We start from the raw sequence: 23,663 nt of genomic DNA on the forward strand, positions 1-23,663 counted from the left end.
CTGCCAGCGGCTCGCCCCGTCGATGACGGCGGCTTCCTCCAGTTCGAGCGGCGTGGTCTCGAAGTAGCCGATCATGATCCAGATCACGATCGGCACCGTGACGACGAGGTGGATGATGATCTGCGGCCAGAGCGTGCCCAGCAACCCGAGCCACTGGAACAGCAGGAAGAGCGGGATGAGGTAGGACAGGCCGGGCGTGATGCGCGCCACCAGGATCACCACCGCGGCCTTGGCGGCTTTCATCCGGGCGATGCCGTAGCCGGCCGGCACGCCGACGAGGAGCGCGAGCAACGTCGCCGTGCCCGTCACCAGCAGGCTGTTGACGAAGTAGGTCGAGAACCGGTTCGATTCGAGGACGTCGAGATAGTTCTTCCAGGCGAAGCGCTCGGGAATCAGCACCGGCGGATAGGCGGCGTTGTCGATCTCGTATTTGACCGAGAGCGACAGCATCCAGACGAAGAACAGGATCACCGGCGAGACGATGACCAGGACGGAAAAGAGCAGGGCGGCCTGCTTGAGGAGCCAGCGCCAGTTCATGCGACGGCGCCCTGCGTACGCTTGCGCACCACCAGCAGGGCAGCGGCGAGCGCGATGATCAGGAGGAAGAACACCACGGCGATCGCCGAGCCGTAACCGACGTCGTAATACGCGAAGGCGACGCTGTAGAGGTAGATGTTGATCGTCTCCGAGGCGGTGCCCGGCCCTCCTTGGGTGATCGCGAAGATGATGTCGAAGCTCTTCACCGCGTCGATCATCCGGATCATCGCGGCGACGAACAGGAACGGCGCGACGAGCGGCAGGGTGATGTGGCGGAACATCTGCCAGATCGAGGCGCCGTCGATCTGTGCGCTCTCGTAGGGCTCGGTGGGGAGCGCCGCGAGGCCGCCGAGCACGATCAGCATGACGAGCGGCGTCCACTGCCAGGTCTCGACCAGGACCAGCGACGGGATCACGGTCGCCGGGTGGAAGACCCAGAGCTGGGGCGGGATGCCGACGAGCGACAGGAGATAGTTCAGCACCCCGAGCTGGGGGTGGAACATCATGGTCCAGACGAGGGCAATCGCGACGGGCGTCGCCATCATCGGCAGGATGAACACCCCGCGCAGGAAGCCGCGCAAGGGAAACCTGGCGTGGAACACGCAGGCCGCCAGCGTGCCGAGGATGAGCGGCAGCACCACCGAGAGCGCCGTGTAGACCAGCGTCTGCCACACCGCGTCGAGGAAGCGCGGATCGGTGGGTAACCGCGCGTAGTTCGACAGGCCGACGAAGGCCGGGTCCGCGCCGACCTTCCATTCGTGCAGGCTCATCCACAGGGTGAAGGCCCAGGGGAAGACGATCACCCCGACGACGACGACGAGGGCCGGCACCACGAAGGGCCAATAGCCCGGCGGGCGCCAGCGGGAAGCCGGCGCCTCGGTGGGCGCCAGCTCGTCGGTCGCGGTGACCGGCGGCGCGAGGCCGGCCCGCGCCATCACGCCTTCTCGCTGCGCTCGAGGATCGGCCGGTACTGCTCGGCCGCCTTCTTCAGCTCGGTCGCCGGATCCGCCCCCGACAGGGTGGCGGTGACGGCGGAGCCGACGATGTCGCGGAACTCCGCCACCGGCACCACGACCGGCAGGCCGAGCTTGCTGATCTTGGCCGAGCCGATCACCGAATCCAGCCACTCGCGCGGCATCTTCACGCCCTGCTGCACCTCGGCGTCGCCGAGGATCGAGTCGCGGAACGGCACGCCGCCGCCGGCCTGGAGGAGGCGCGCGCCCATCAGCTTCGAGACCGCCCACTGGCAGTAGAGGTAGCCGGCCTCCTTCTTGGTGCTTGCCGCCGCGACGCCGATGCCGTCGCCGTAAGTCGCCGAGGCGTGGTCCTTCGGGCCCTTCGGCACCACCGCGTAGCCGACCTTGCCGACCACCCGCGACGCGTTCGGATCCTCCAGCGGCGGCGCCCAGCCGACGCCGTCGAGCCACATCGCCGCCCGGCCTTGCGTGAAGGCGGCCATCGACTCCATCCAGTTGAAGCCGACGACGCCGGGGGGCGCGGTCTTGGTGAGCAGGCGCTGGTAGAGCTTCGTCGCCTCCACGGCCTCCGGGCCGTCGATCAGCAGGTTGCCCTTGTCGTCGAGGAAGCGGCCGCCATAGGCGAGGAAGAAGGCGCCCCAGAGCGCCATGTTGGCGTTGCGCAGGCCCCGCCCGACGAAGCCGTAGGTGCCGGCCTTCGGGTCGGTCAGGGTCTCGGCCGCCCGCATCATGTCGTCGAAGGTTTCGGGGAAGGCGACGTTCTTCTTCTGAAAAAGCTCCTTGTTCCAGTACAGGATGAAGTAGTCGACCGAGAGCGGCAGCGAGCGCATCTCGCCGTTCGGCGCCTTGGGGGTCTGGGCCTTGGCGTATTGCAGGCCGGCGGAGCTGAAATCGGCCTCCTTGAGGGAGGGCTCGGTCAGGTTCGGGTCCTTGAGGAAGCCCGACAGGTCGGCGAGCCAGCCGGCCTTGTCGAACTGGCGCTTCTGCACGTGGTAGCTCAGATGCACCACGTCGAAGCTCGGCCGGCCGGAGGTCAGCTCGATGACGATCTTCTGGCGCTGCTGCTGCTCGGGGATCACCTCGGAGGAGACCTTGATCCCGGTGAGCGCCGTGAACTCGGCGGCGTGGCGCTGGAGCAGGTCGCCCCGCGGCCCCTTGATCAGGTTGACCTCGAGGGTGGTGCCGGCGTGGCGCTTCCAGTCCACGGCCGCGAAGGCCGGGCGCGCGCCCATCAATCCGAGGCCGGCCGCGGCGGCGCCGGATGCCAGGATGCGGCGGCGGGTCGGGCCGCCGCGGGAAATCTCGCCCATCGTTTCCTGCCCTTCGGGATCTGCCCGGATCTGGTGCCCGGGCTTGTTCGGGGCGGGGCCGGTTCCCCGGTCCCCGTCGCGCCGCGCCGCTGGTTGGCGTCGCGAGCGGCAGCGCTGCCGCGAGCGTAGTGCAAGACGCGCGGCCGTGGGAAGCCGCTCACCGTGACGAGCCCGAAAAATCCGCCGGGAGGCGGGTCAGGCCTGGGCGAGGTCCAGGGTCAGGGCGAAGCAGGCCCCGGCATGACCCGAGACCGCGAGTTCGCCGCCGAGCTGGCGGGCGAGGCCGTGGATCACCCGCATGCCGAGGCTGCGGCGCGCGGCCCCGGTGTCGAACCCCTCCGGCAGCCCGACTCCGTCATCCGAGACGCTGAGGCGGACCCGGCCCTCGCCTTCGGGCTCGGCCGCGACCCGCACCGGGCCGTGGCCGCCCGGATAGGCGTACTTGATCGCGTTGGTGACGAGCTCGTTGACGAACAGCCCGAGCGGGATCGCGAGGTCGGCCGGGATCGGCATGGCCGGGGCCTCGCAGGTGATGGCGTGGCCGGGCGCGCTCTCGCGCAGCTTTTCGCACAGGGAGCCGAGGAAGCCCTTCAGCTCCACCGCCGCGAGGTCGGGCTGGCGCCAGAGCTGGTCGTGCACCTGCGCCACCGCCTCGACCCGCGAGCGGGCATCCGCCAGGGCGTCGCGGGCCTGCTGGCTCTCGGTGGTGCGGGCCTGGAGCGAGAGCAGGCCCGCCACGGTGGCGAGGCTGTTCTTCACCCGGTGGCTCATCTCCCGGGTGAGCAGCTCCTGCCGGTCGAGGGCGGCCTGGAGCCGGGCCTCGGACCGCTGGCGCTCGATGGCGCCGCCGAGCAGGTTGGCGAAGCCCTGCATGAAGGCGATGTCGGCCTCGTCGAACTGGCCCTCGCGGGTGTCGTCGACTTCCAGCACGCCGAAATCGCCCTCGCGGTTGCGGATCAGCACGTTCAGCGCCCGGCGCACGCCGTGATCGGCCATCAGCTGCGGGGTGCGGAAGCGGCGCTCGTTCTCGAGGTGGTTCGAGATCACCGGCTGCCCGGTCTTGAGGGCATAGCCCGCCGGCGAGGCGAGGTCGGCTCCGACGACCGCCTGCCCGACCACGTTCGGACCCCAGCCGACCCCCGCGATGACCAGCAGCGTGTCGTGCCCGGACTTGTATTCCAGCGCCTTGCAGAACTGGGCCGACATGCCTTCCGCGCACAACTCGGTGGCGCGTTGCAGCAGCCGGCCGAGATCGTCGGCGCGCAGGGCCTCGACGCCGAACTCGGACAGGATCTTCTGCTGCTTCAGGCGGTAATCGAGATCCGGACGGCTGAGCTCCGCCATCGTCTGAAATCCTGTCCTTTCCCTGCGCGAGATGCGGGATCCGTGCTTGGGGCCGTGCTTGGGACGATGCCGCCAGCGTGGCCGATACGGTGCCGCTGAGTGGGGCCACGTCTGCCGGGGCGGGTCAAGCACGCAGGAAGGCGGAGCCAGGATGCCGCACGGCGCCATCCCCAGGCCCCTTTCTGCCAAGCCCCTTCCTGCCGAGCCCCTTCGTCCCAAGCCCGTCCCTCCCGGGCCCGTCCTTCCCGGGTCTTTGTCCGAGCGCGACCCTGCGGGTGCGTGCGGCCGGTGCCCCAGATAGGCTTGCCGCGCTCATAGCAGGAGCGCGGATCCGTGCGGCGCCTCGTGCCCTGCGGGATCATCCTGACCGCCGCCGTGACGATCCCGGTCAGCCTGTTGCGGCCGCCATCCGTGCGGGCGCAGCAGGAGGGTACTTGCCGCCCTCCCCTCACATTCGCCGCCGGCGCCTGCGTGGCGCAATGCCCGGCCGGCGACGAGGATCGCGGCCGGGTCTGCATCGTCCGCAGCCTGTCCCGCCGAACCGTCAGGCCGCCACCTCCGGCGCCATGGCCGCATGCGCGTCGCCCCAGGCCTTGAGCGCCCGGATCACCGGTTCGAGGCTGCGGCCGCGCTCGGTCAGGCGGTACTCCACCCGGGGCGGTACCTCGGCATAGACCGTGCGGTGCACCAGCCCGTCCGACTCGAGTTCCCGCAGCTGGTTGGTCAGCATGCGCTGGGTGACGTTCGGCATCCGGCGGCGAAAGGCGTTGAAGCGCAAGGCGCCCTCCGGCTCCGGCGCCTCCGCCAGCAGGTGATAGAGGATCACGCCCTTCCACTTGCCGTCGATCAGCTGCAGCGTCGCCTCGACGGCGCAGCCCGGGCTGCAATCCAGGCTGCGGTGCCGGGTGCGGGCCATGACGGTATCCTTTTCGACACTATGGGCGTTTCATGTGCGTTCTTGCGCGCCGTGATGGTAGCGGTCATCTCGGGCCGCGTCATCGCCGAGCCGTCCTGCCCGCGCAGGCCTGCTCGGATTCGTGTTCCGCACCCTTTCTCTCGCCGAGCCGGTGACCATGTCGGCGAATGATGCAGAGGAGCCCGCAGATGCGCGCCGTCGGTTACCAGACCTCCCTGCCGATCACGGACGAGGCCGCCCTCCAGGACATCGCCCTCCCCCGTCCCGAGCCCACGGGCCGCGACCTCCTGGTCGAGGTCCGGGCGGTGTCGGTGAACCCCGTCGACACCAAGGTGCGCCGCCGCGCCGCCCCGGAAGCGGGGGGCTGGAAGGTGCTGGGCTGGGATGCCGCCGGCATCGTCGTGGCCACCGGACCGGAGGCGACGCGGTTCCGCCCCGGCGACGCGGTGTTCTATGCCGGCGCCCTGGAGCGCCCCGGCACCAATGCCGAGTTCCACCTCGTCGACGAGCGCATCGTCGGCCGCAAGCCCGCCTCGCTCTCCTTCGCGGAGGCCGCGGCGATGCCGCTCACCGCGATCACCGCCTGGGAGACGCTGTTCGACCGGCTCGACGTGCGAAAGCCCGTGCCGGGGGCGTCGAAGGCCGTGCTGATCGTCGGCGGGGCCGGCGGCGTCGGCTCGATCGCGACCCAGCTCGCGCGCCAGCTCACGGATCTCACCGTCATCACCACGGCCTCGCGGCCGGAAACGCAGGAATGGAGCCGCGAACTCGGCGCCCACCACGTGGTCGATCACGGGGCGTCGCTCGCCGCCCAGGTCGCCGGTCTCGGCCTCGGCGCACCGGGCCTGGTCTTCTCGACCACCCACACCGACACGCATCTCGCGGCGATCGCCGAGCTGATGGCGCCGCAGGGACGGCTCGCGCTGATCGACGACCCGGCGACGCTCGACGTGTCGCTCCTCAAGCGCAAGAGCCTGTCGCTGCACTGGGAGTTCATGTTCACCCGGCCGATGTTCGGCACCGTCGACATCGCGGCGCAAGGCGACCTGCTCGACGAGGTGGCACGGCTGGTCGAGGCCGGGCGCCTGCGCACCACGCTCGCCGACCATTTCGGCCCGATCAATGCCGCCAACCTGCGCCGGGCGCACGCGCTGCTGGAGAGCGGCCGGGCGAAGGGGAAGATCGTGCTGGAGGGGTTTGCCTGAGCGGATTCTTGCCGGGGGCCTGATCCACCGGATCCGGTCGAGGTTCAGCGCATCATAGCCACCACGCGGGATCCAGAACTGCTGAGGGCTCGGAAGAAAACCGAAGCGTTCGGACTTTTCCCATATCGCCTGTGGTTCTGGATTCCGGGCTCCGCTCCGCGGCCCCGGAATGACCCGGCGAACATAAGAACGTCGTGCGAACGCCTCGCGCGCCTTCAGCGCATTACCTGCCGATAGGCCCGATGCATCCTCGCCTTGGCGTGATGCCGGTGCTTGACGCCGTGCCGGGCCCGGACGCTCCGCATCCGTGGGGCGTATCCGGGCTCGCCGTAATATCCCGCCGGCGCGTCGCCATAGCCCGGCGCCTGGTACTGATAGGCGCGGACCGGCCGCATCGGGGCCTGGATCGCGTCGTAGGGGCCGCGCCCGGTGCGCGCCCGATAGGCCGCGCCGGCGAAGTCGCCGGGGGTCGGCGGGGTGCCGGGCTGCGAGAAGGTGGTCTCGGGCCGGTAGGCCGGGCCCCAGCCGATCTCGTCGTCGCCGGCCGGGTCCTTGCCCGGGAAGCCGGTGACGTAGCCGACGCTCTGGGCCGCGGCCGGCAGGGATGTCGCGAGGGTGGCGAGGCCGGCGAAGAGGCCCGCCGCGAGGAGGCGCGCACGCATGGACGGTTCCTTCCTTGGGGGGTGAGGGTCAGTAGGCCCGGCTGCCGAGGATGTACTCGGCCATGCGGTGCGGGCGGTTGAGCGGACCCTCGCTCACGGCATCGTTGTAATAACCGAAGCCGGTCGGCCCGAAGGCGCCGCCATTGGTGACGGCGGCGACCGGCACGGCGCGGATCGCCACCAGGCCGGTCGGGCCGGCGGGCATCGGCCCAATGACCACGTCGGGCGAGACCTGCAGCACGGTGGGGCCGGGCGCGGCGGCGCGGTTGTAGATGTCCGGGGCGACCGGTGGCCGCACCCGCACCCCGAGGGGCGCTTGTGCGAGAGCCGGGCCCGAGAGGCAGGTCAGGGCGGCGAGCGGCAGGATGAGACGACGGACCACGCGGGGCATCCTCCGGTGACGGATGCCGGTTAACGCATGGGGAATGGCGTCCGGTTCCGGGGCGCGGCGTGCTGTCCGGGGCGGGCGCCTCACGGCCCGGGGCGCGGACCCGTTCGGGCTCGGCCAGCCCCCTCGAACATGTCGGTTCGGACGTGCTGCGGTATCGGTTCTCGATCAGCCCTTGGTGCGGACCACGACCTCGGATTCCCGCCGCACCCGCTCGCAATCCGCCCAGTAGCCGTTGAGGAGCGCGGGGGTGGAGGAGCAGCGATAGGCGACGTCGGGACCGGGGGCCGGGACGGGATCGCGGGCGATGATCGGGTTCGGCGCGCAGGCGGCCGGAAGGGCGGCCGCGGCGGCGAGAACGACGAGCTTCAGCGAGCGACGCATCGGATACCCAGGGTGGAGCGAAACCTTGACCGCACCCTGACGCCCCGCACCGTCCGGATCAACCCGAAGCGGGGCCGGGGCGGCCGATGGAGGATGCGATTGCTCTCCCCCTGTCGCCCCCCGGCCACAAGCGCGACCGCGATCAGCCGACCTTCTGCATCGGCACGACGTTGTGCAGGGTGCGGTCGGCGTTGTCGAAGAAGCGGCGGATGTTGCGGGCGGCCTGGCGGATGCGCTGCTCGTTCTCGACCAGCGCGATGCGCACGTAATCGTCGCCGTGCTCGCCGAAGCCGATGCCCGGCGCCACCGCCACGTCGGCCTTCTCGACCAGGAGCTTCGAGAATTCGAGGCTGCCGAGACCCCGGAAGCGCTCCGGGATCGGCACCCAGGCGAACATCGAGGCGGAGGGCACCGGGATGTCCCAGCCGGTCTTCTGGAAGGCGTCGACCATCGCGTCGCGGCGGCGGCGATAGGTGGCGCGCATCTCGTGGATGCACTCCTCCGGGCCGTTGAGCGCCGCGGTGGCGGCGACCTGGATCGGCGTGAAGGCGCCGTAATCGAGGTAGGACTTCACCCGGGTGAGGGCTGCCAGCAGCCGCTCGTTGCCGACCGCGAAGCCCATCCGCCAGCCGGCCATGGAGAAGGTCTTGGACAGGGAGGTGAACTCCACCGCCACGTCGATCGCGCCCGGCACCTGCAGCACGGAGGGCGGCGGGTTGTCGTCGTCGAAATAGACCTCCGCATAGGCGAGGTCGGAGAGCAGGATCAGCTCGTGCTTCTTCGCGAAGGCGACGAGGTCGCGGTAGAAGTCGAGGGAGGCGACGTAGGCGGTCGGGTTCGAGGGATAGCAGACCACGAGCGCCACGGGCTTGGGGATCGAATGCTGCATCGCCCGCTCGGCCGCCGGGAAGAAGGCCGGGGTCGGCTCGGCCGGGACCGAGCGGATCACACCGCCGGCCATCAGGAAGCCGAAGGCGTGGATCGGGTAGCTGGGATTGGGCACCAGCACCACGTCGCCCGGCGCCGTGATGGCCTGCGCCATGTTGGCGAAGCCTTCCTTGGAGCCGAGCGTCGCCACCACCTGGGTGTCGGGGTTGAGCGAGACGCCGAAGCGGCGCTGGTAGTAGTTCGCCTGGGCGCGGCGCAGGCCGGCGATGCCCTTCGAGGCCGAGTAGCGGTCGGTGCGCGGCTTGCCGGCGGTCTCCACCAGCTTCTCGATCACGTGGCGGGGCGCCTCGAGGTCCGGGTTGCCCATGCCGAGGTCGATGATGTCGGCGCCGTTGGCGCGGGCGGCGGCCTTGATCCGGTTGACCTGCTCGAAGACGTAGGGGGGCAGTCGCTTGATGCGATGAAAATCGGTCATGGCCGGGTCCTGGATCGGCGCCGCCGCTGCGACGCGCGTGTCACACACGCTGTCTAGAGGGGTTTTGGGGCGAGAGGAAGTTCGCGGGGGGACTCAGGTTCACTCGGCCGGCGGGACCTTAGTTGGAGGCACTTGCGGCGGAGCCGGCGGCTTGACCGCGCCGCCGACCTTGGCGGCGTCGCGGCCCCGCGCCTCGTTGCGCTGGCGGCTGGCATCGAGCTCGGCCTCCAGCGCCTTCACCCCGGCGGCCGACTTGGCACGGGTCTCGCGGGGCGGGGCCGAGACGCCGACCGGCAGGAAGTCCCCGCCCTCGCGGCGGGTCTGGGCCACGAAGTCGGGAGCCGCGACCTCCTTGGGGCCGAAGCCGGCCGATTTCGCGGCGTCGCGCACGCCGGCGCCGTCGAGGACGCAGCCGCCGGTCAGGAGGCAGGCCAGGAGCGTTGCGGCGCCGGCCAGGGTGGGTGAAAGAGCGGGGAACGCGGGCATGACGTCTGGGAAACCTTGCGCAAGGACACCGTGGCGGTGAGGAAACCCGGTCCGGTCATCTGGCGGAACCGGCGGTTTGCGACGATATTTTGTCGGAAAGGCGGCTTGCTGCGGCGGACCGCCGACATGAGGGAGGAGAACGCGCGTGACATCTGAGAGGAGTACGGCGCCGGTTGCGGACGTGGAGGCCCTGTCGCGCAATGCGGGCCTGATGACCGAGCAGTTCAGCCGGGCGCTCGCCGCCTACGCCAAGCCCCTCGAGGAGGGCAAGCCGAACACGGCCTTGGCCGAATCGGTGACCGAGGTCGTGCGCACGCTGGGCACCGTGGCCGAGAAGTGGTTCACCGATCCGCAGAAGGCGCTGGAGGCCCAGTCCCTGATCGGCGGCCAGTTCCTGGCCCTGTGGGGCTCCACCTTGCAGCGGATGCAAGGCGAGACGGTGACCCCCGTCGCCCTGCCCGACCCGAAGGACAAGCGCTTCTCCGCCCCCGAATGGACGACCAACCCGGTCTTCGACTTCCTGAAGCAGGGCTACCTGATCACCACCCGCTGGGCGGAGGTCCTGGTCGAGGAGGCCGAGGGGCTCGATCCCCACACCCGCGCCAAGGCGCAGTTCTACGTCCGGCAGATCTCGGGGGCGATGTCGCCGTCGAACTTCCTGGCGACCAACCCGGAGCTGATCCGCGAGACCTTCCGGGAGAACGGCGCCAACCTCGTCCGCGGGATGAAGATGCTGGCCGAGGACGTCGAGGCCGGCGGCGGCGAGCTGCGCGTGCGCCAGACCGACCAGGGCCAGTTCCAGGTCGGCGTCAACATGGCGAACACCCCGGGCGAGGTGGTCTTCCGCAATGACCTGATCGAGCTGATCCAGTACGCGCCGCAGACCGACACGGTGCTCAAGCGCCCACTCTTGATCGTGCCGCCCTGGATCAACAAGTTCTACATCCTCGATCTGAACAAGGACAAGAGCTACATCGGCTGGGCGGTGAGCCAGGGCCTGACGGTGTTCGTGATCTCCTGGGTCAATCCGGATGCGCGCCACGCCTCGAAGGACTTCGAGAGCTACATGCGCGAGGGCATCTTCGCGGCCCTCGAGGCGATCGAGCGGGCGACCGGCGAGCGCCAGGTCTCGGCGGTCGGCTACTGCGTCGGCGGCACGCTGCTCGCCGTGACCCTCGCCTACATGGCGGCGGTGGGCGACGACCGCATCGCCAGCGCGACCTTCCTGACCACCCAGGTCGACTTCACCCATGCCGGCGACCTCAAGGTCTTCGTCGACGAGGCGCAGGTCCGCTCGATCGAGGCCGGCATGAAGGATCGCGGCTACCTCGAAGGCGCCAAGATGGCCAACGCCTTCAACATGCTGCGGCCGAACGACCTGATCTGGCCCTATGTCGTCAACAACTACCTGAAGGGCAAGGCGCCGCTGCCCTTCGACCTCTTGTACTGGAACTCCGACGCGACCCGGATGCCGGCCGCCAACCACTCGTTCTACTTGCGCAACTGCTATCTCGACAACAAGCTGTCGCGCGGCGAGATGGTGCTCGGCAACGTGCGCCTGGACCTCGGCAAGGTGACGATCCCGGTCTTCAACCTCGCCACGCGTGAGGACCACATCGCCCCGGCGATCTCGGTCTTCGAGGGCTGCCGCGCCTTCGGCGGCCCCGTCGACTACGTGCTGGCGGGCTCGGGCCACATCGCCGGCGTGGTCAACCCGCCGGCCAAGCCGAAATACCAGTACTGGACCGGCGGACCGGCCCACGGCTCGCTCCAGGAGTGGATCTCGGCCGCGACCGAGCATCCGGGCTCGTGGTGGCCCTATTGGCTCTCCTGGCTCGAGCGGCAGAACGGCGAGCGGGTGCCGGCGCGCCAGCCCGGCGGCGGGGCGCTGCCCTCGCTCGGTCAGGCGCCAGGGACCTACGTGCTCGAGAAGGCGTGAGATGAGACGAGGCCCTCGGGAGATGATCCCGGGGGCTCTCTTCCGGAGCGGTGCTCAAGGTCCGAAGTCAATGAGCTTGACAGCGTGATGGACTATCGAAAGTAAGAAGCAGAAAGACCATCAATCCTTGCCACCCTTGCGAAACAGCGCTTCGAGCAAGGCGACATCATCCTCCACATCTTTGCTTTCGTGGAAGCGAGAGTATTCGATGTGCCCGTCCTCGAACACATCAATCTCGATCCGCTCCCCGACCAAGGTTGCCGTAACCATGATGCTGTCGTCGCGGTGGCGATCACGATGATAGTGAATCCGCTCTCGTTCGAGCAGGCGTGTCATGCGGTAAAGTTCGTGGGTCATGGCCGTCGCGATTGTTGATTGCGGCACAGGGCCGTCCAAATCGGGTCGCGACCAACCTCTCCCATTATCAGGACGACCGGCTTTCGACCCTAGCCGAGAGCTGCGCGCCGCGCCTGCTCGGCTTCGGCCTCAAGGTCCCGTCTTAGGCGGGCAATCTGCCGCTCCTGAACCCGGACCGCGACGTAGGCAACGCCGACCGCGACGAAGGGGACGATCAGGGCGAGGACCGCATACTCGTTCATGGGATGAGCCCTCTGAGAGCGCGTCGTGCCAAGTAATGTAGGAGCGCGGAGCCTCCGAGCCAACAGGAGACGATGACTGCCAGAAACCACCATGGCACTTGGTTCAGTCCGCTCACTCCGAAGAGCCAGCCAGTCACAGGCGTGGCTGCGCCGACGGTGAAACACGCCGTGGATGCTCGGTCGAGATTGTTCGCGAACAGCTTGGCGGTTTCGTTGGTGACGAGCTTGCGATTGTCGGGGATTGGGGTTGGCGGCGGAGTCGTCATGGTTGCCAGTCGGATCCTGACGACACGCTTGAACCGCTCAGCAGTCGGAAATCATAGCCGATACGTCATTCCGGGCTCCGTTGCGCGGTCCCGGAATGACGTGCTGTGTGGAAACGCCATCGAGAGGAGCAGTCGACCGCCCCTCGACGGGCATCCCCCTCAGTACTTCCGCACCAGGGGCACCGGGATCGGCGCCGGGGCCGGCGGGTTGTCCCAGCGGTACTTCAGGCCGACCGAGACGATGTCGGCGCTGGTGTCGCCGGTCGCCAGGAAGGCGAGCGGCGGGGTGTAGAGCGGCTCGCCCGGCACGATCGCGATGCGGTTGCGGCCGCCGACCGAGAACAGGTGCTGGTAGGAGACGTCGAACTGGATCTTCTCGCTGTAGCGGTAGCTGGCGCCGACCGAGGCGAAGTAGCGGTCGCCGTCGGGCAGGCGGGTCGAGCGGTTCGAGAGGTCGATCGGCGATTGCTCGTAGGCGAAGCCGACGCGGCCGGTCCATTGCGGGGTGAAATCGTACTCGGCGCCGACCGAGTAGTAGAACCCGTCCTTGTAGTTCAGCGGCAGCGCGGTCACCGGCCGGCCGAGGGCCCGCGAGATGATCGCCGGCGAGGCGATCCGGGTCCAGTTGTCCCACTCGAAGCCGAAATTCAGGCGGAAGTCCTGCGTGATCGCCTGGGTGAGGCCGACCGAGACCTTCTCGGGGGTGTTCAGCGAGGCGCGGACCTGGCCGATGCCGAAGGCGGAGCCCTCGATCTGGTGGTTGATCGAGGAGCGGTAGCCGATGCCGACCGTGGTGCCCTCGGAGAGCCGCGCCACCACGCCGGCGGTGAAGCCCCAGCCCCAATCGTCGCCCTTGAGGAACGCCGTCGGCGCTGTCGGGGTGATGCCGGTGGCCTGGCGCAGGGTGAGCTTGAAGTATTCGAGCACCGGCCCGGCCGCCACCGACAGCCAGTCGTTGACCTTGTAGCCGATCACCGGGTTGAAGTTCAGGGTGAAGATCTTCGACGAGCGGCTGTAGGTCTGGCCGGCCCAGACCGTGTTCGGCTTGGTGATGAGCCCGAACGGTGCGGCGCCGGACAGGCCGATGAACAGGCGGTCGTTGATCTGGTAGTTCGAGTAGGTCGCCGGCAGCACGGCCGCCTGGCCGATATCGCCCGAGCCGCCGAGCCCGATCAGCGGCGGGAAGGTGCCGGTCGTCGGCGTGATGGTGGCCGAGGGCGCCACCAGGGTGGCGTTGAAGTCCGAGTTCCAGCCCGGCTTCATCGTCACCACGGCCGGGTTCCAGAACATCGACGACAAGCCGCCGGAGCCGGAGGCCGCGCCCGCGAAGGCCAGGCCCATCGCCTGGGCGCTCTGCTCGCGCAGGCCGAACGCCCCCGCCTGAGCCGCCCCGCTGGCGCCGGCCAGCAGCATCGCCGAAGCGCCGGCCAGCAGCGCTGCCCTCCTCGAACCCGTCATGACATTCCCTCGACACCCAAGCTTCCGTGCCGCGCGGCTTCTCTGGACGCCCACAGCTTGAGCGGAATGATGCGGCAGCAGGCAGCCGCGACGCAATCCTGCCGGCGCCGGCGCACGCCGCACCTACGGCATTCAGCAAATCTTCCTGATGTCTTGGGTAACCAAGATAAAATTGGTCAACATGTTATCATCGATTGTATAAGGGGGCGGTGTGAAGGATGTTCCGACGAAGCCGGGGTCGCTGCTTCGACACGGTTCCGCCCCGAATGTGACGAAACTGCAACGGGGTTGGCGCCCGGCCCGGCCGAGTCCCGGCTTGCGGCGGTCCCGCGCGGGCGCCAATGTCCCGGCCGACCAGATCCCCGAACGGGACCTCCGAGGAGACGACCGATGAAGCTTGTGCGTTGGGGTGAGAGTGGGGCGGAGAAGCCGGGCCTCGTCGACGGGGATGGCGCGATCCGCGACCTGTCGGGGGTGATCCGCGACATCGCCGGCCCGGCCCTCGCCGCCGATTCCCTCGCGAGCCTGCGCCTGATCGACCCCGCCACCCTGCCGGCGGTGCCGGCCGGCACGCGGCTCGGCCCCTGCGTCGGCAGCGTGCGCAACTTCATCGCCATCGGCCTGAACTACGCGGACCATGCCGCCGAGACCGGTTCGCCGATCCCTTCCGAGCCGATCATCTTCAACAAGGCGCCGTCCTGCATCGTCGGCCCGAACGACGACGTGATCCTGCCCAAGGGCTCGGCCAAGACCGACTGGGAGGTCGAACTCGCCATCGTGATCGGCAAGCGGGCCTCCTACGTCCACGCCAACGAGGCGCTGGACTACGTCGCCGGCTACTGCGTCTGCCACGACGTGTCCGAGCGCGAGTTCCAGCTGGAGCGCGGCGGCACCTGGACCAAGGGCAAGGGCTGCCCGACCTTCGGTCCCCTCGGGCCGTGGCTGGTCACCCCGGACGAGATCGCCGACGTGCAGAATCTCGGCCTATGGCTCGACGTCGACGGCCAACGGATGCAGACCGGCTCGACCCGCACCATGATCTTCGACTGCCGGCAGATCGTCTCGTACCTGTCGCACTTCATGCTGCTCGAGCCCGGCGACGTCATCACCACCGGCACGCCCCCGGGCGTCGGCATGGGGATGAAGCCGGCCCGCTTCCTGAAGCCCGGCGAGGTCGTCACCCTCGGCATCGAGGGCCTGGGCGAGCAGCGCCAGACCATCGTGGCCTTCGACGACTGGACCGCCAAGGTGGCGTCCGGCCAGCCGACCAACTGACGCCGTCCCGGCCCGCGGCCGGCCCGCGGGCCCCATCCTCATGGTCCGACCTCCGGGCTGACCTCGTGCAGGGACCGATCTCGTGAACGTGCTCGTCGTCGACGATCATCCGATCGTGCTGCAGGGCTGCCGCCGGGTGCTGGAGGATGCCGGCGTCGAGACCGTGCACGAGGCCACCGGCATCGCCGCCGGCTACCGGCGCTTCCGCCGCCACCGCCCCGACCTCGTGGTGGCGGACCTCACCTTTCAGGGCGCGTCCCTGAGCGGCCTCGCGCTGATCCGGCGGATCCGCACGGTCGCGCCGGGAACCCGGATCCTGGTCTTCAGCATGCACGACGACCCGGAGATCGCCGCCCGTGCCCTCGAGAGCGGCGCGGCGGGTTACGTCCTGAAGGACACCGCCTCCTCCGAGCTGCACCTCGCCTTCGAGCGGGTGAGGGATGGCGGCACCTACGTCGCGCCCTCGCTCGCCGCCGAGGTCGCCCGGCTGCGGAGCGAGGCGCCGGCAGGCCCCGCCCTCACCCCGCGCGAGCGGCAGATCCTGGCCCGCCTCGGCGCCGGCCGCTCGCACGGGGCGATCGCCGAGGAGCTGGGCCTGAGCTACAAGACCATCGCCAATGCCTGCACGCAGCTGCGCCGGAAGCTCGGCGCCCGTACCCTCGCCGACCTGATCCGCATCGCCCTGCGGGAGGTGGCGCGGACCTCGTGACCGGGCGCGCCGCATCGGGCCGGACGAACCTTGGCCGTACCGTGGCGCAGGTGCCACCGCGAGTCGGCCGCGGGTTGACCGGCGACAACTGTTAACCGATGTAAACCACGAATCCGGCCAAAATAAATATTGTGCAGTATACGCTAGATTATCTTTATTTACACTGTTCCATAATGTCGCCTTCTTCGGTTTTATGTTGCACGCCGTCAAGCAACAAAATGGGAATGCGAGATGGTTTCGAAGGCAAAGCTGGCAATCATTGGTCTCGTGGCGGCGGGTGCCGTCGGAGGGACGCTACAAGCCAGCACGCCCGCCGAAGCCCAGTCCGGTGCTGCCTCTTGGTACGGCCCCGGATTTCAGGGCCGGCGCACTGCGAATGGCGAGCGCTTCAACACGCACGCCTTCACGGCGGCTCACCGCCGCCTCCCCTTCGGCACCCGGGTCCGGGTCACCAACACGACGAATGGCCGCTCGGTCGTGGTGCGCATCAACGATCGCGGTCCCTATGTCGGCGGCCGGGTGATCGACCTGTCCCAGGCCTCGGCCCGGGCGATCGGCATATCGGGTGTCGCCCGCGTGCGCCTCAGCCGCCTCTGACCGGCAGCCGGGCCAAGGCATCGGGATCCCGCCGCCGGAAGCAATCTTCCGGCAACAGTCTGCGGTCAAGACGATCATCGATCCGTCCAGTTCCGGTGCCGCCTCGTCTTGGCGGCGTTCCGGATCCGGGCGGATCGTTCCGCTCGACGGACAGTCGAAGATCGTCGCCCGGCGCGATGTGCGACTCCCGCTCGATCTCAAGTCTCGGGCTTGCCGCAGTGGAAGCTTGCCGGCGGCACCCGGGCCGCTAAAAAGCCATGCGAACGGCCGAGGCAGACCGCTGCGGCCGGGATCGTCCGTCGAGAGTCCGGCGCCCGGGAATCCGGAGCCCCGGCCTCGCGCCGGCCGTTCAGGAACCATCCTTCATCCGCTCTCCCGGAGAGACGTCTTGCTTCTGCGCTCCACCCTCATCCTCGCCCTGACCGCGGGCGCCGCCCTCGCCGAACCCGTCGCGGTCGACCGCTCGGTGCTCAAGCAGTACTGCACCGGCGACTACCTGACCTATTGCGGCAACCTCTCGCCGGACGGGCCGGAGGTGCAGGCCTGCTTCCGCCAGAACAAGGCCAAGCTGTCGCCGAATTGCCAGGCCGCGATCACCAGCTACGTGAAGGCGCAGCGCAGGGGCTGAGGGCGAAGGCCCGGCGCCCTCCGCAACGGGATGCGGGGCCGGACTCGCCGCCGCGACCGAGATGCCCCCGACGCCGATCGCCCCGCGATCGGGCGGCATCCCCCCACGCACATCGATTTGCTCACAAGCAATATTATTGGGCACAAAGTATTCGGTTCGTGCATGGTCCGCCGCTGCGCGGGCCGCGTGTTCAGGGCGGAGCCGGCAGTCGCGGTCGCGCCCTCATCGCTCGCTCATGGCTCACCGGCCCCGCGATTCTGCTGGCCGGTTCTATGCAGTGCCCCGTCTGCGCTCCAGGACATTTCGCGTGATCGGCGCAGACCTATGAGAGTAGTGCGGACGATTGTCATTGCTTTGGGTTGTTTTTTAAGGCCGTTTCTGACGAAATATGCCCGAGGTGGGGTGGTTTCACATTCAGTATTCTAACGATGACCCTTTTCTTCATTCATTGATAATAATCGGGGCGCATCGTGCGCGACACGCCCTGCGAGAGACCCCCGCCGTGTCCTTTCTCCAACCGCGCCATGCCGCTCTGCTCGCGGCCGTCGACAGGTCGCAGGGCCGGATCGAGTTCGATCCGTCCGGCACGATCCTGGACGCGAATGCGTGCTTCCTCGGCCTGACCGGCTACACCCTGGCCGAGATTCAGGGCCGGCATCACAGCCTGCTGATGCCGCCGGCCGAGCGCGACGGCCCGGATTACGCCGCGTTCTGGCAGGGCCTGCGCGAGGGCCGGTTCGAGACGCGGGAGTTCCGCCGCATCGCCAAGGACGGCCGGTCGATCTGGATCCAGGCCTCCTACAACCCGGTGCTCGACCGGCGCGGCCGCGTCGTCCGGATCGTGAAGCTCGCCTCGGACATCACCGCCCGCAAGGAGCGCGACGCCTACCTGGCAGGCCAGGTCGCCGCCCTCGACCGCTCGCAGGCGGCGATCCACTTCACGCCCGCTGGCGTGATCACCGAGGCCAACGCCATCTTCCTGGCCACGATGGGCTACACGCGCGACGAGGTGGTGGGGCGCCACCACAGCCTGTTCGTCCCCGAGGCCGAGCGGGGGAGCGCGGATTACGCGGCGTTCTGGCAGGCGCTGGCCGCCGGCCGCCACCAGGCCGGCGAGTTCCACCGCCTGGCCAAGGGCGGCCGCGAGGTGTGGATCTTCGGCGCCTACAACCCGGTGCTCGACCTCGACGGCAAGCCCTGCGCGGTGGTGAAGTTCGCCACCGACATCACCCGGCAGGTGCTCGACCGCCAGCGCCGGAATGCGGGCCAGCGGGCGATCGAGGCGGATATCGCGGCGATCACCGTCGCGGTCTCCGAGGTCTCGGACCAGGCCCGCGCCACCACCGAGCAGACGGCCCGGACCTCCGGCAACGTCGAGGCCGTGGCGGCCGGCACGGAGGAATTCGCCGCCTCGATCGCCGAGCTCGGCCGCCACGCCGAAGATGCCCGCACCGCCTCAGACCAGGCGGTGCGCCAGGCGCAGGATGCCGGCGGCATCGTGGCGAGCCTGACCCAGGCGGCCGACCGGATCGGCGAAGCGGTGTCGCTGATCCGCTCCATCGCCGACCAGACCAATCTCCTGGCGCTCAACGCCACCATCGAGGCGGCCCGTGCGGGGCCGGCCGGCCGGGGCTTCGCGGTGGTGGCCGCCGAGGTCAAGGCGCTGGCCGGCCAGTCGGCCCGGGCGACCCAGGAGATCGGCACACAGATCGACGCCGTCCAGGGCGCGACCGCTCAAGCGGTCACGGCGATCGAGGCGATCGTCGCGGCGATCGGCCATGTCAGCGAGATCTCGGTCGGAGTCTCCGCCGCCATCGTCCAGCAGGCCGCCGTGACCCGCGACATGTCGGCCAACATGCAGAATGCCGCCCAGAGCATCGCCGCGGTGCGCCGGAACATGGAGGGGATCACCGGCTCGGCCGGTGCGGTCGACAGCGCGATCCGCCAGGTCTCGCAGGCGGCGCGGGCCCTGCTCTGAGCGCCGGCTCTGAGCGCCTGCCCGGTCAGGCGCTGAGGCCGAGGAGCACCACGAGGGCGATCCCGAGGGCGAGGCACGAGGCTGCGGCGAGCAGAACGGGCATCGGGTGACCTCCACAGGAACGGCGACGGGGCATCCTCGCACCGGAGTGAGGCCGCTCCGTGACGACGGGGCAGGACAGCGTGGGGAGGCCTCCACCCCCGCGCGACGCGGCCCGACTCGCCCCGGGAGGCATGATCCTGTAGTATGGCTCCTCCGATAGGCAAGGAGAGCCATGCATCTCGTCGTGACGGCCCACACTCCGGACGGGCACCTCTCGTACCAGCGCACCTCGCCGGAGGCGGCTCTGGAGAAGGCGGACGAACTCGCGGCGGACGGCCACGAGTGGATCGTGATCACCGACATCACCGGCCGCCATTACGAGCCGGGCGAGTTCGATACCCTGTTCGTGAATCCGGGGAGCTGAGTGCCGCTCACGAGGCTCCCGCCGCGCGGAAGCCTCGTGAGGGACGCCCGCGGATCCCGATGCGGGACGGGCCCGATCCGGCCGGCATCGGCTTCCCCCCGCACGAACCGCTCCTCTGCCCGACGGGACCGATCGGCGTAGGGACCCGCCCTCGAAATGCGGTCCGGTTCCACCGACTCGATAAGGTTGCTCCGCCCGCGACCCATGGTCTGATCGCGGCCTGCGTGCAGGATCGCGAGCCGCGGTTCGACGTCGCGCACGGCTGACACTCCGCGACACCCGCGCAGCCGAGAAATGCAGCCGCGACCTGCCCGTCAGGTCGGACATGCCGAGGTCGGAAATGCCGAGCGTCGACGTCATCATTCCCTGCTATCGCTACGCGGACTTCCTCGCCGAGAGCGTCGGCAGCGTCCTGGCCACCGAAGGCTGCGACGTCCGCGTCCTGATCCTCGACGACGCCTCGCCCGACCACACGCCGGAGGTCGCCGAGGCCCTGCGCCGGGCCGACAGTCGCGTGGAATACATCCGGCATGCGACCAATCGCGGCCACATCGCCACCTACAACGAGGGCCTGGACTGGGCGCGGGCGGAATGCCTGCTCCTGCTCTCGGCCGACGACTTCGTCACGCCCGGCGCCCTGGCGCGGGCCGCGCACCTCATGCAGGCACGGCCGGACCTGAGCCTGGTCTACGGCCCGTTCGTCAGCATCGAGGAGGGGCAGCCCCGTCCGGAGATGCCCCCGTCCGACCTCGACGCGGAACACGCCATCTACGACACGCGGCAGTTCTTCGCGCTCAACCGGTACGTCAACCCGATCCACACCTCGACGGCGGTGGTGCGCACGGCGATCCAGCATCGGGTCGGCGGCTACCGGGCGGAGCTGACCCATTCCGGCGACCAGGAGATGTGGCTGCGGCTCGCCCTGCACGGGCCGGTCGCGCGGATCGACCGGCCGCAGGGCGTCTGGCGCCGGCACGGCAGCAACATGTCGTCGTACTACTACGAGGAGATGCTTCGCGACATCAACCAGCGCAAGCTGATGTTCGACACCGTCTTCGGCTATCCGGAAGCCGCCGTCGTGGCGGACATGGAGGAGCCGATGCGGCTGGGTCTCGCCATGTCGGCGGTGCGGCATGCCAGCCAGCCCTTCGACCGGGGCGACGTCGACGGTGCGAAGCGCATGATGCGCCACGCCGCCGGCCTCAGCCCGGCGGTGCGCCGCACGCGCCTGTGGTGGCTTCAGAACGCCAAGCTGGCGATGGGCCCGCGCGCCTGGCAGGCCGTGCGCCCGGTCGTCACGAAGCGGCTCGGCCTCTCGCTCGGCAGCTTCGTGGCTCCGATCGACGATCCGGATCCGGTTCAGAATGCCCGGTGAAGTCTCGCCGGCGCGTGGTCACCGCATCGGTCCGGGACCGTATGACGGGGCGCGGGGAGCGTCGCGCCCGGCGCTCCGGCCGTGCGGCCTTCAGGCCCCGGCGGCCCGGAGCGCGTCCGTGTGGACCGGCGGCAGCGGACGCTTCGGGAACGGGATGATCTGGCACCGGCTCTCCGGTTCCGCTGCCGCGCCGCGCCGGCGGGCCGTACGCTCGACGGCGGAGGCGATCGCCAGCATCGCGCGCGGGGAGTAGCCCCGGCGGCGCAGCCAGGCCGGGATCGGGGAGGAGCTTTTCTTCGACATGGTCCGTGTGCCGATGCAGGTGGGCGACGGCGTTAGTACAAACACGGATGCCGGATGCGGGAAACGCCACTCCGTCCCAATCTCTTGTCCCAGAATCCCACGTCCGGCGCCCGGCCTCAAGGCCCGGCATGGCCATCGCGGTCCCGGTCGACCCTTCGGGGCGATGGAGTTGCGCCCCCGCTCGCGCGCGGGCGCGGGCCTGCCCACCCGCATCCCGCCGGCCTCCACCCTTCGCCGTAGCGGTTCGCCCTCCGGCCGGTGCCCGTTGCACCGGAAGGCGCGGCTCTCCGGCCGGGGCCTGCCTGCTAATCAGGAGCCGCGCGACCGCCCGCGCGAGCCCGGACACCCCGCCATGGTCTCCCCCACCTCCCCGCGCGCCTGCGTCTCCATCGTGATCCCGCTGTTCCAGAAGGGGGACGTGATCGGGCAGACCATCGAGGCGGTGCTCCGGCAGACCTTCGAGCCGTTCGAGCTGATCGTCGTCGACGACGGCTCGACGGATGGCGGCGGCGACGTCGTCGCGGGTTTCGCCGATCCCCGCATCCGCCTGATCCGCCAGGACAATGCCGGCAGCGCGGCGGCCCGCAACCGGGGCGTCGCCGCGGCGCGGACGGACTGGATCGCGTTCCTCGACGCCGACGACCTCTGGGCCGGCCGGCACCTCGAGAATCTCATGGCGGCGGCCTCCCGGGGCGACGCGGTCGCGGTCTTCGCCAACCACCTGCTCGCCAGCCGCGCCGCGCCGGTGATGAAGGCCGACCTGCCCGACCAGCGCGTCGACGACGTCTTCGCCTTCCTGCTCGCCACCTACCCCTACGCGGTGCATTCGAGCAGCGTGCTGGTGGAGCGGGCCGCCCTGCTCCGGGCCGGGCTGTTCCCGGTCGGCGCCGTGATGGGCGAGGATACCGACACCTGGTGCCGCCTCGCCCTCGAAGGCCCCTTCCGCTACGTGGCCGAGCCCACCGCCGTCTACCGCGACGGCCATCCGACCAGCGTGCTCGCCCACCAGATGCGCAAGCGCCCGCTGCCGCCGCCCTTCGACCGGACGCTCACCGCCCTCCTGCGCCACGGCGCGGTGCCGCCCCGGCTCGTCCGCTCGGCCGGACGCTACCGCAACTTCCTGATGCTCGAATATGCCCGCCAGCTCCTCGACGTCGGCGACGCCGAGGCGGCGCGCGACATCCTGCGCCGGCATTGCCGCCTCGCCGACGACCCCCTGCGCTATGCCAAGCGCTTCCTGCGGACATGGTCGTTCGGGCACAGGCTCTACGCGCTGTCGCGGCAATGGGTGCCGTCGCGGTAAGCGAGGACCGCTTCGCCCGACGCGAACGCCCTCCTGCCGCGGGCGGCAGGGTCGTCCGGGGAAAATCCCTTCAGGATCGCGCGCGAGATCCGCTCTCTCGAGTGGGAGAGGGCGACGCACCACTGCTTTCGCCGGATCGCCCCGCCCGCACCTTGCCGCGATCCCGGGCAAGCCCGGGATCGCCCGGAGAGGGGATCCCGCGCCGATCTCGTCGTCGCGGTCAACCAGACGATCCACCGGGCGCCCACCCCTGCCCGGCGCCCGAAAATTCCTGTTCGCTCTTGCTACCTGTCCCAATTGACGGACAGCTACCTGTCTGCATAATCGGACAGGTGAGCGTCGGCGGATAACCGCGGACGGCTCCGTGCAAGACACGAGCCAGGGATGGCCCCGTGACCTCCGCGATCGAGCCCCACAAGGCGCGCCGGCTCTACCTGCTGCTGCGCGACCAGATCACCAGCGGCCGGCTGCCCCCCGGCGCCCGGCTGCCGGGCGAGCCGGCTCTCGCCGCCGAGCACGGGCTGGCGCGGGTGACCGTCCGGCGCGCCCTCGACCTGCTCGCGGGCGAGGAGCTGGTGCGGCGCAGGCCCGGCTCCGGCACCTTCGTGCAGGGGCCGGCGGGCGCCCGGCCGGTCGTCGGCGACCTGCCGAACCTGCTGTCGGGGCTGATCGCCATGGGGCGGGCCACCGGGGTGCGGCTCCTGTCCTTCGAGTACGTCGCCGCCCCGGCGGCGATCGCCGAGGCGCTGCTGCTGGAGCCCGGCGAGCGGGTGCAGCGCTCGGTCCGCGTCCGCCTGATCGACGGCCAGCCCTTCTCCTACCTCACCACCCACGTTCCCGAGCGGGTCGGCCTGTCCTATTCGGAGGCGGATCTCGCGGCGACGCCGCTGCTCGAGCTGATGGAGCGCTCCGGCGTCATCGCCGACCGGGCGACGCAGGCGATCGGCGCGACGCTCGCCGGCCCCGAGGTGGCGCAAGCCCTCGACCTCGAGGTCGGCTCGGCGCTCATCGACCTGACCCGGGTGGTGTTCGACCCCTCCGGTCGCGGTGTCGAGCACCTGCACGCGCTCTACCGGCCGGATCGCTACGCTTTCCAGATGGACCTCCTGCGCACCGGCGATGCCGGCGAGCGGCGCTGGACGCCCGCCGTGCCCCGCCCGGTCAAGCCCGAGACCCGACCCCGCTCCCCCAACAG

Annotated in this window: 25 protein-coding genes; 11 read left to right on the forward strand and 14 right to left on the reverse strand. The window is 69.9% G+C overall.

Annotated elements, in window-relative coordinates; genetic code table 11:
- The 5 genes from VQ03_RS22325 to VQ03_RS22345 form a co-directional block, all read right to left on the reverse strand.
- On the reverse strand, positions 1–537 hold a 537-nt coding region (locus VQ03_RS22325), incomplete at its 3' end, for a carbohydrate ABC transporter permease (protein WP_048453107.1).
- Positions 534–1,472 (reverse strand): carbohydrate ABC transporter permease, encoded by a 939-nt coding sequence (locus VQ03_RS22330; protein WP_048453108.1) that lies wholly within the window; start codon positions 1,470–1,472, stop codon positions 534–536. The genes VQ03_RS22325 and VQ03_RS22330, both read right to left, overlap by 4 nt.
- Positions 1,472–2,824, reverse strand: coding sequence for an ABC transporter substrate-binding protein (locus tag VQ03_RS22335; protein ID WP_048453109.1), 1,353 nt, complete (start codon positions 2,822–2,824; stop codon positions 1,472–1,474). The genes VQ03_RS22330 and VQ03_RS22335 overlap by 1 nt, the downstream gene beginning before the upstream one ends.
- A gap of 195 nt (positions 2,825–3,019) precedes the next feature.
- The gene (locus VQ03_RS22340) at positions 3,020–4,168 is read right to left on the reverse strand and encodes a sensor histidine kinase (protein WP_048453110.1); all 1,149 of its coding nucleotides are present in this window, start codon (positions 4,166–4,168) and stop codon (positions 3,020–3,022) included.
- A 544-nt stretch (positions 4,169–4,712) separates the two neighbouring features.
- Positions 4,713–5,084, reverse strand: a complete 372-nt coding sequence (locus VQ03_RS22345) for a winged helix-turn-helix transcriptional regulator (protein WP_048453111.1) — start codon at positions 5,082–5,084, stop codon at positions 4,713–4,715.
- A 188-nt stretch (positions 5,085–5,272) separates the two neighbouring features.
- Here VQ03_RS22345 and VQ03_RS22350 point away from each other — a divergent pair, with 188 nt between their 5' ends.
- Positions 5,273–6,289: a zinc-binding alcohol dehydrogenase family protein gene (locus VQ03_RS22350; protein ID WP_048453112.1), complete on the forward strand. Its 1,017-nt coding sequence runs from the start codon at positions 5,273–5,275 to the stop codon at positions 6,287–6,289.
- A gap of 215 nt (positions 6,290–6,504) precedes the next feature.
- Here VQ03_RS22350 and VQ03_RS34740 read toward each other — a convergent pair whose 3' ends face one another.
- The 5 genes from VQ03_RS34740 to VQ03_RS22375 all read right to left on the reverse strand — a co-directional run bounded on the left by VQ03_RS34740 (position 6,505) and on the right by VQ03_RS22375 (position 9,572).
- Positions 6,505–6,951, reverse strand: coding sequence for a hypothetical protein (locus VQ03_RS34740; RefSeq protein ID WP_048453113.1), 447 nt, complete (start codon positions 6,949–6,951; stop codon positions 6,505–6,507).
- Between the two features lie 28 nt (positions 6,952–6,979).
- A complete protein-coding gene (locus VQ03_RS22360; protein ID WP_048453114.1) occupies positions 6,980–7,333 on the reverse strand; it encodes a hypothetical protein in 354 nt (117 codons plus the stop codon).
- A gap of 174 nt (positions 7,334–7,507) precedes the next feature.
- A complete protein-coding gene (locus VQ03_RS22365; RefSeq protein ID WP_048453115.1) occupies positions 7,508–7,723 on the reverse strand; it encodes a hypothetical protein in 216 nt (71 codons plus the stop codon).
- Positions 7,724–7,865: 142 nt separating this feature from the next.
- Complete coding sequence (locus VQ03_RS22370; protein WP_048453116.1) at positions 7,866–9,086, reverse strand: LL-diaminopimelate aminotransferase; 1,221 nt, start codon at positions 9,084–9,086, stop codon at positions 7,866–7,868.
- Positions 9,087–9,185: 99 nt separating this feature from the next.
- Entirely contained in the window at positions 9,186–9,572 is a 387-nt protein-coding gene (locus tag VQ03_RS22375) for a hypothetical protein (RefSeq protein WP_083468156.1), read from the reverse strand.
- A 145-nt stretch (positions 9,573–9,717) separates the two neighbouring features.
- Between VQ03_RS22375 and phaC the strand changes: the two genes are divergently transcribed.
- On the forward strand, positions 9,718–11,511 hold the full coding sequence (gene phaC / locus VQ03_RS22380) for a class I poly(R)-hydroxyalkanoic acid synthase (protein ID WP_048453117.1): 1,794 nt from the start codon (positions 9,718–9,720) through the stop codon (positions 11,509–11,511).
- Positions 11,512–11,631: 120 nt separating this feature from the next.
- On the opposite strand, the gene VQ03_RS22385 is transcribed toward phaC, so the two are convergent.
- The 3 genes from VQ03_RS22385 to VQ03_RS22390 form a co-directional block, all read right to left on the reverse strand.
- A complete protein-coding gene (locus tag VQ03_RS22385) occupies positions 11,632–11,847 on the reverse strand; it encodes a hypothetical protein (protein ID WP_245292169.1) in 216 nt (71 codons plus the stop codon).
- Between the two features lie 110 nt (positions 11,848–11,957).
- Positions 11,958–12,110, reverse strand: a complete 153-nt coding sequence (locus VQ03_RS33905) for a hypothetical protein (RefSeq protein WP_167376121.1) — start codon at positions 12,108–12,110, stop codon at positions 11,958–11,960.
- A gap of 425 nt (positions 12,111–12,535) precedes the next feature.
- The gene (locus tag VQ03_RS22390; protein WP_048453119.1) at positions 12,536–13,834 is read right to left on the reverse strand and encodes an OmpP1/FadL family transporter; all 1,299 of its coding nucleotides are present in this window, start codon (positions 13,832–13,834) and stop codon (positions 12,536–12,538) included.
- Between the two features lie 390 nt (positions 13,835–14,224).
- Here VQ03_RS22390 and VQ03_RS22395 point away from each other — a divergent pair, with 390 nt between their 5' ends.
- The 7 genes from VQ03_RS22395 to VQ03_RS22425 all read left to right on the forward strand — a co-directional run bounded on the left by VQ03_RS22395 (position 14,225) and on the right by VQ03_RS22425 (position 20,862).
- The gene (locus VQ03_RS22395; protein WP_048453120.1) at positions 14,225–15,109 is read left to right on the forward strand and encodes a fumarylacetoacetate hydrolase family protein; all 885 of its coding nucleotides are present in this window, start codon (positions 14,225–14,227) and stop codon (positions 15,107–15,109) included.
- An 82-nt stretch (positions 15,110–15,191) separates the two neighbouring features.
- Entirely contained in the window at positions 15,192–15,818 is a 627-nt protein-coding gene (locus VQ03_RS22400; RefSeq protein ID WP_048453121.1) for a response regulator transcription factor, read from the forward strand.
- A 231-nt stretch (positions 15,819–16,049) separates the two neighbouring features.
- The gene (locus VQ03_RS22405; RefSeq protein WP_048453122.1) at positions 16,050–16,415 is read left to right on the forward strand and encodes a septal ring lytic transglycosylase RlpA family protein; all 366 of its coding nucleotides are present in this window, start codon (positions 16,050–16,052) and stop codon (positions 16,413–16,415) included.
- A gap of 388 nt (positions 16,416–16,803) precedes the next feature.
- On the forward strand, positions 16,804–17,043 hold the full coding sequence (locus VQ03_RS22410; protein WP_048453123.1) for a hypothetical protein: 240 nt from the start codon (positions 16,804–16,806) through the stop codon (positions 17,041–17,043).
- A 502-nt stretch (positions 17,044–17,545) separates the two neighbouring features.
- Positions 17,546–19,021, forward strand: coding sequence for a methyl-accepting chemotaxis protein (locus VQ03_RS22415; protein ID WP_048453124.1), 1,476 nt, complete (start codon positions 17,546–17,548; stop codon positions 19,019–19,021).
- Between the two features lie 274 nt (positions 19,022–19,295).
- Positions 19,296–19,487 carry a hypothetical protein gene (locus VQ03_RS22420; protein WP_048453125.1) on the forward strand — a complete coding sequence of 64 codons (192 nt, stop codon included), beginning with the start codon at positions 19,296–19,298 and terminating at the stop codon, positions 19,485–19,487.
- A gap of 340 nt (positions 19,488–19,827) precedes the next feature.
- Positions 19,828–20,862: a glycosyltransferase family 2 protein gene (locus VQ03_RS22425; RefSeq protein ID WP_048453126.1), complete on the forward strand. Its 1,035-nt coding sequence runs from the start codon at positions 19,828–19,830 to the stop codon at positions 20,860–20,862.
- A 90-nt stretch (positions 20,863–20,952) separates the two neighbouring features.
- On the opposite strand, the gene VQ03_RS22430 is transcribed toward VQ03_RS22425, so the two are convergent.
- Positions 20,953–21,165 (reverse strand): hypothetical protein, encoded by a 213-nt coding sequence (locus tag VQ03_RS22430; protein WP_048453127.1) that lies wholly within the window; start codon positions 21,163–21,165, stop codon positions 20,953–20,955.
- A 352-nt stretch (positions 21,166–21,517) separates the two neighbouring features.
- Here VQ03_RS22430 and VQ03_RS31125 point away from each other — a divergent pair, with 352 nt between their 5' ends.
- Positions 21,518–22,468, forward strand: coding sequence for a glycosyltransferase family 2 protein (locus VQ03_RS31125; protein ID WP_053078700.1), 951 nt, complete (start codon positions 21,518–21,520; stop codon positions 22,466–22,468).
- Between the two features lie 392 nt (positions 22,469–22,860).
- On the forward strand, positions 22,861–23,663 hold an 803-nt coding region (locus VQ03_RS22440; protein ID WP_048453128.1), incomplete at its 3' end, for a GntR family transcriptional regulator.

It is taken from the genome of Methylobacterium tarhaniae (assembly GCF_001043955.1).
Classification (GTDB): Bacteria; Pseudomonadota; Alphaproteobacteria; order Rhizobiales; family Beijerinckiaceae; genus Methylobacterium; species Methylobacterium tarhaniae.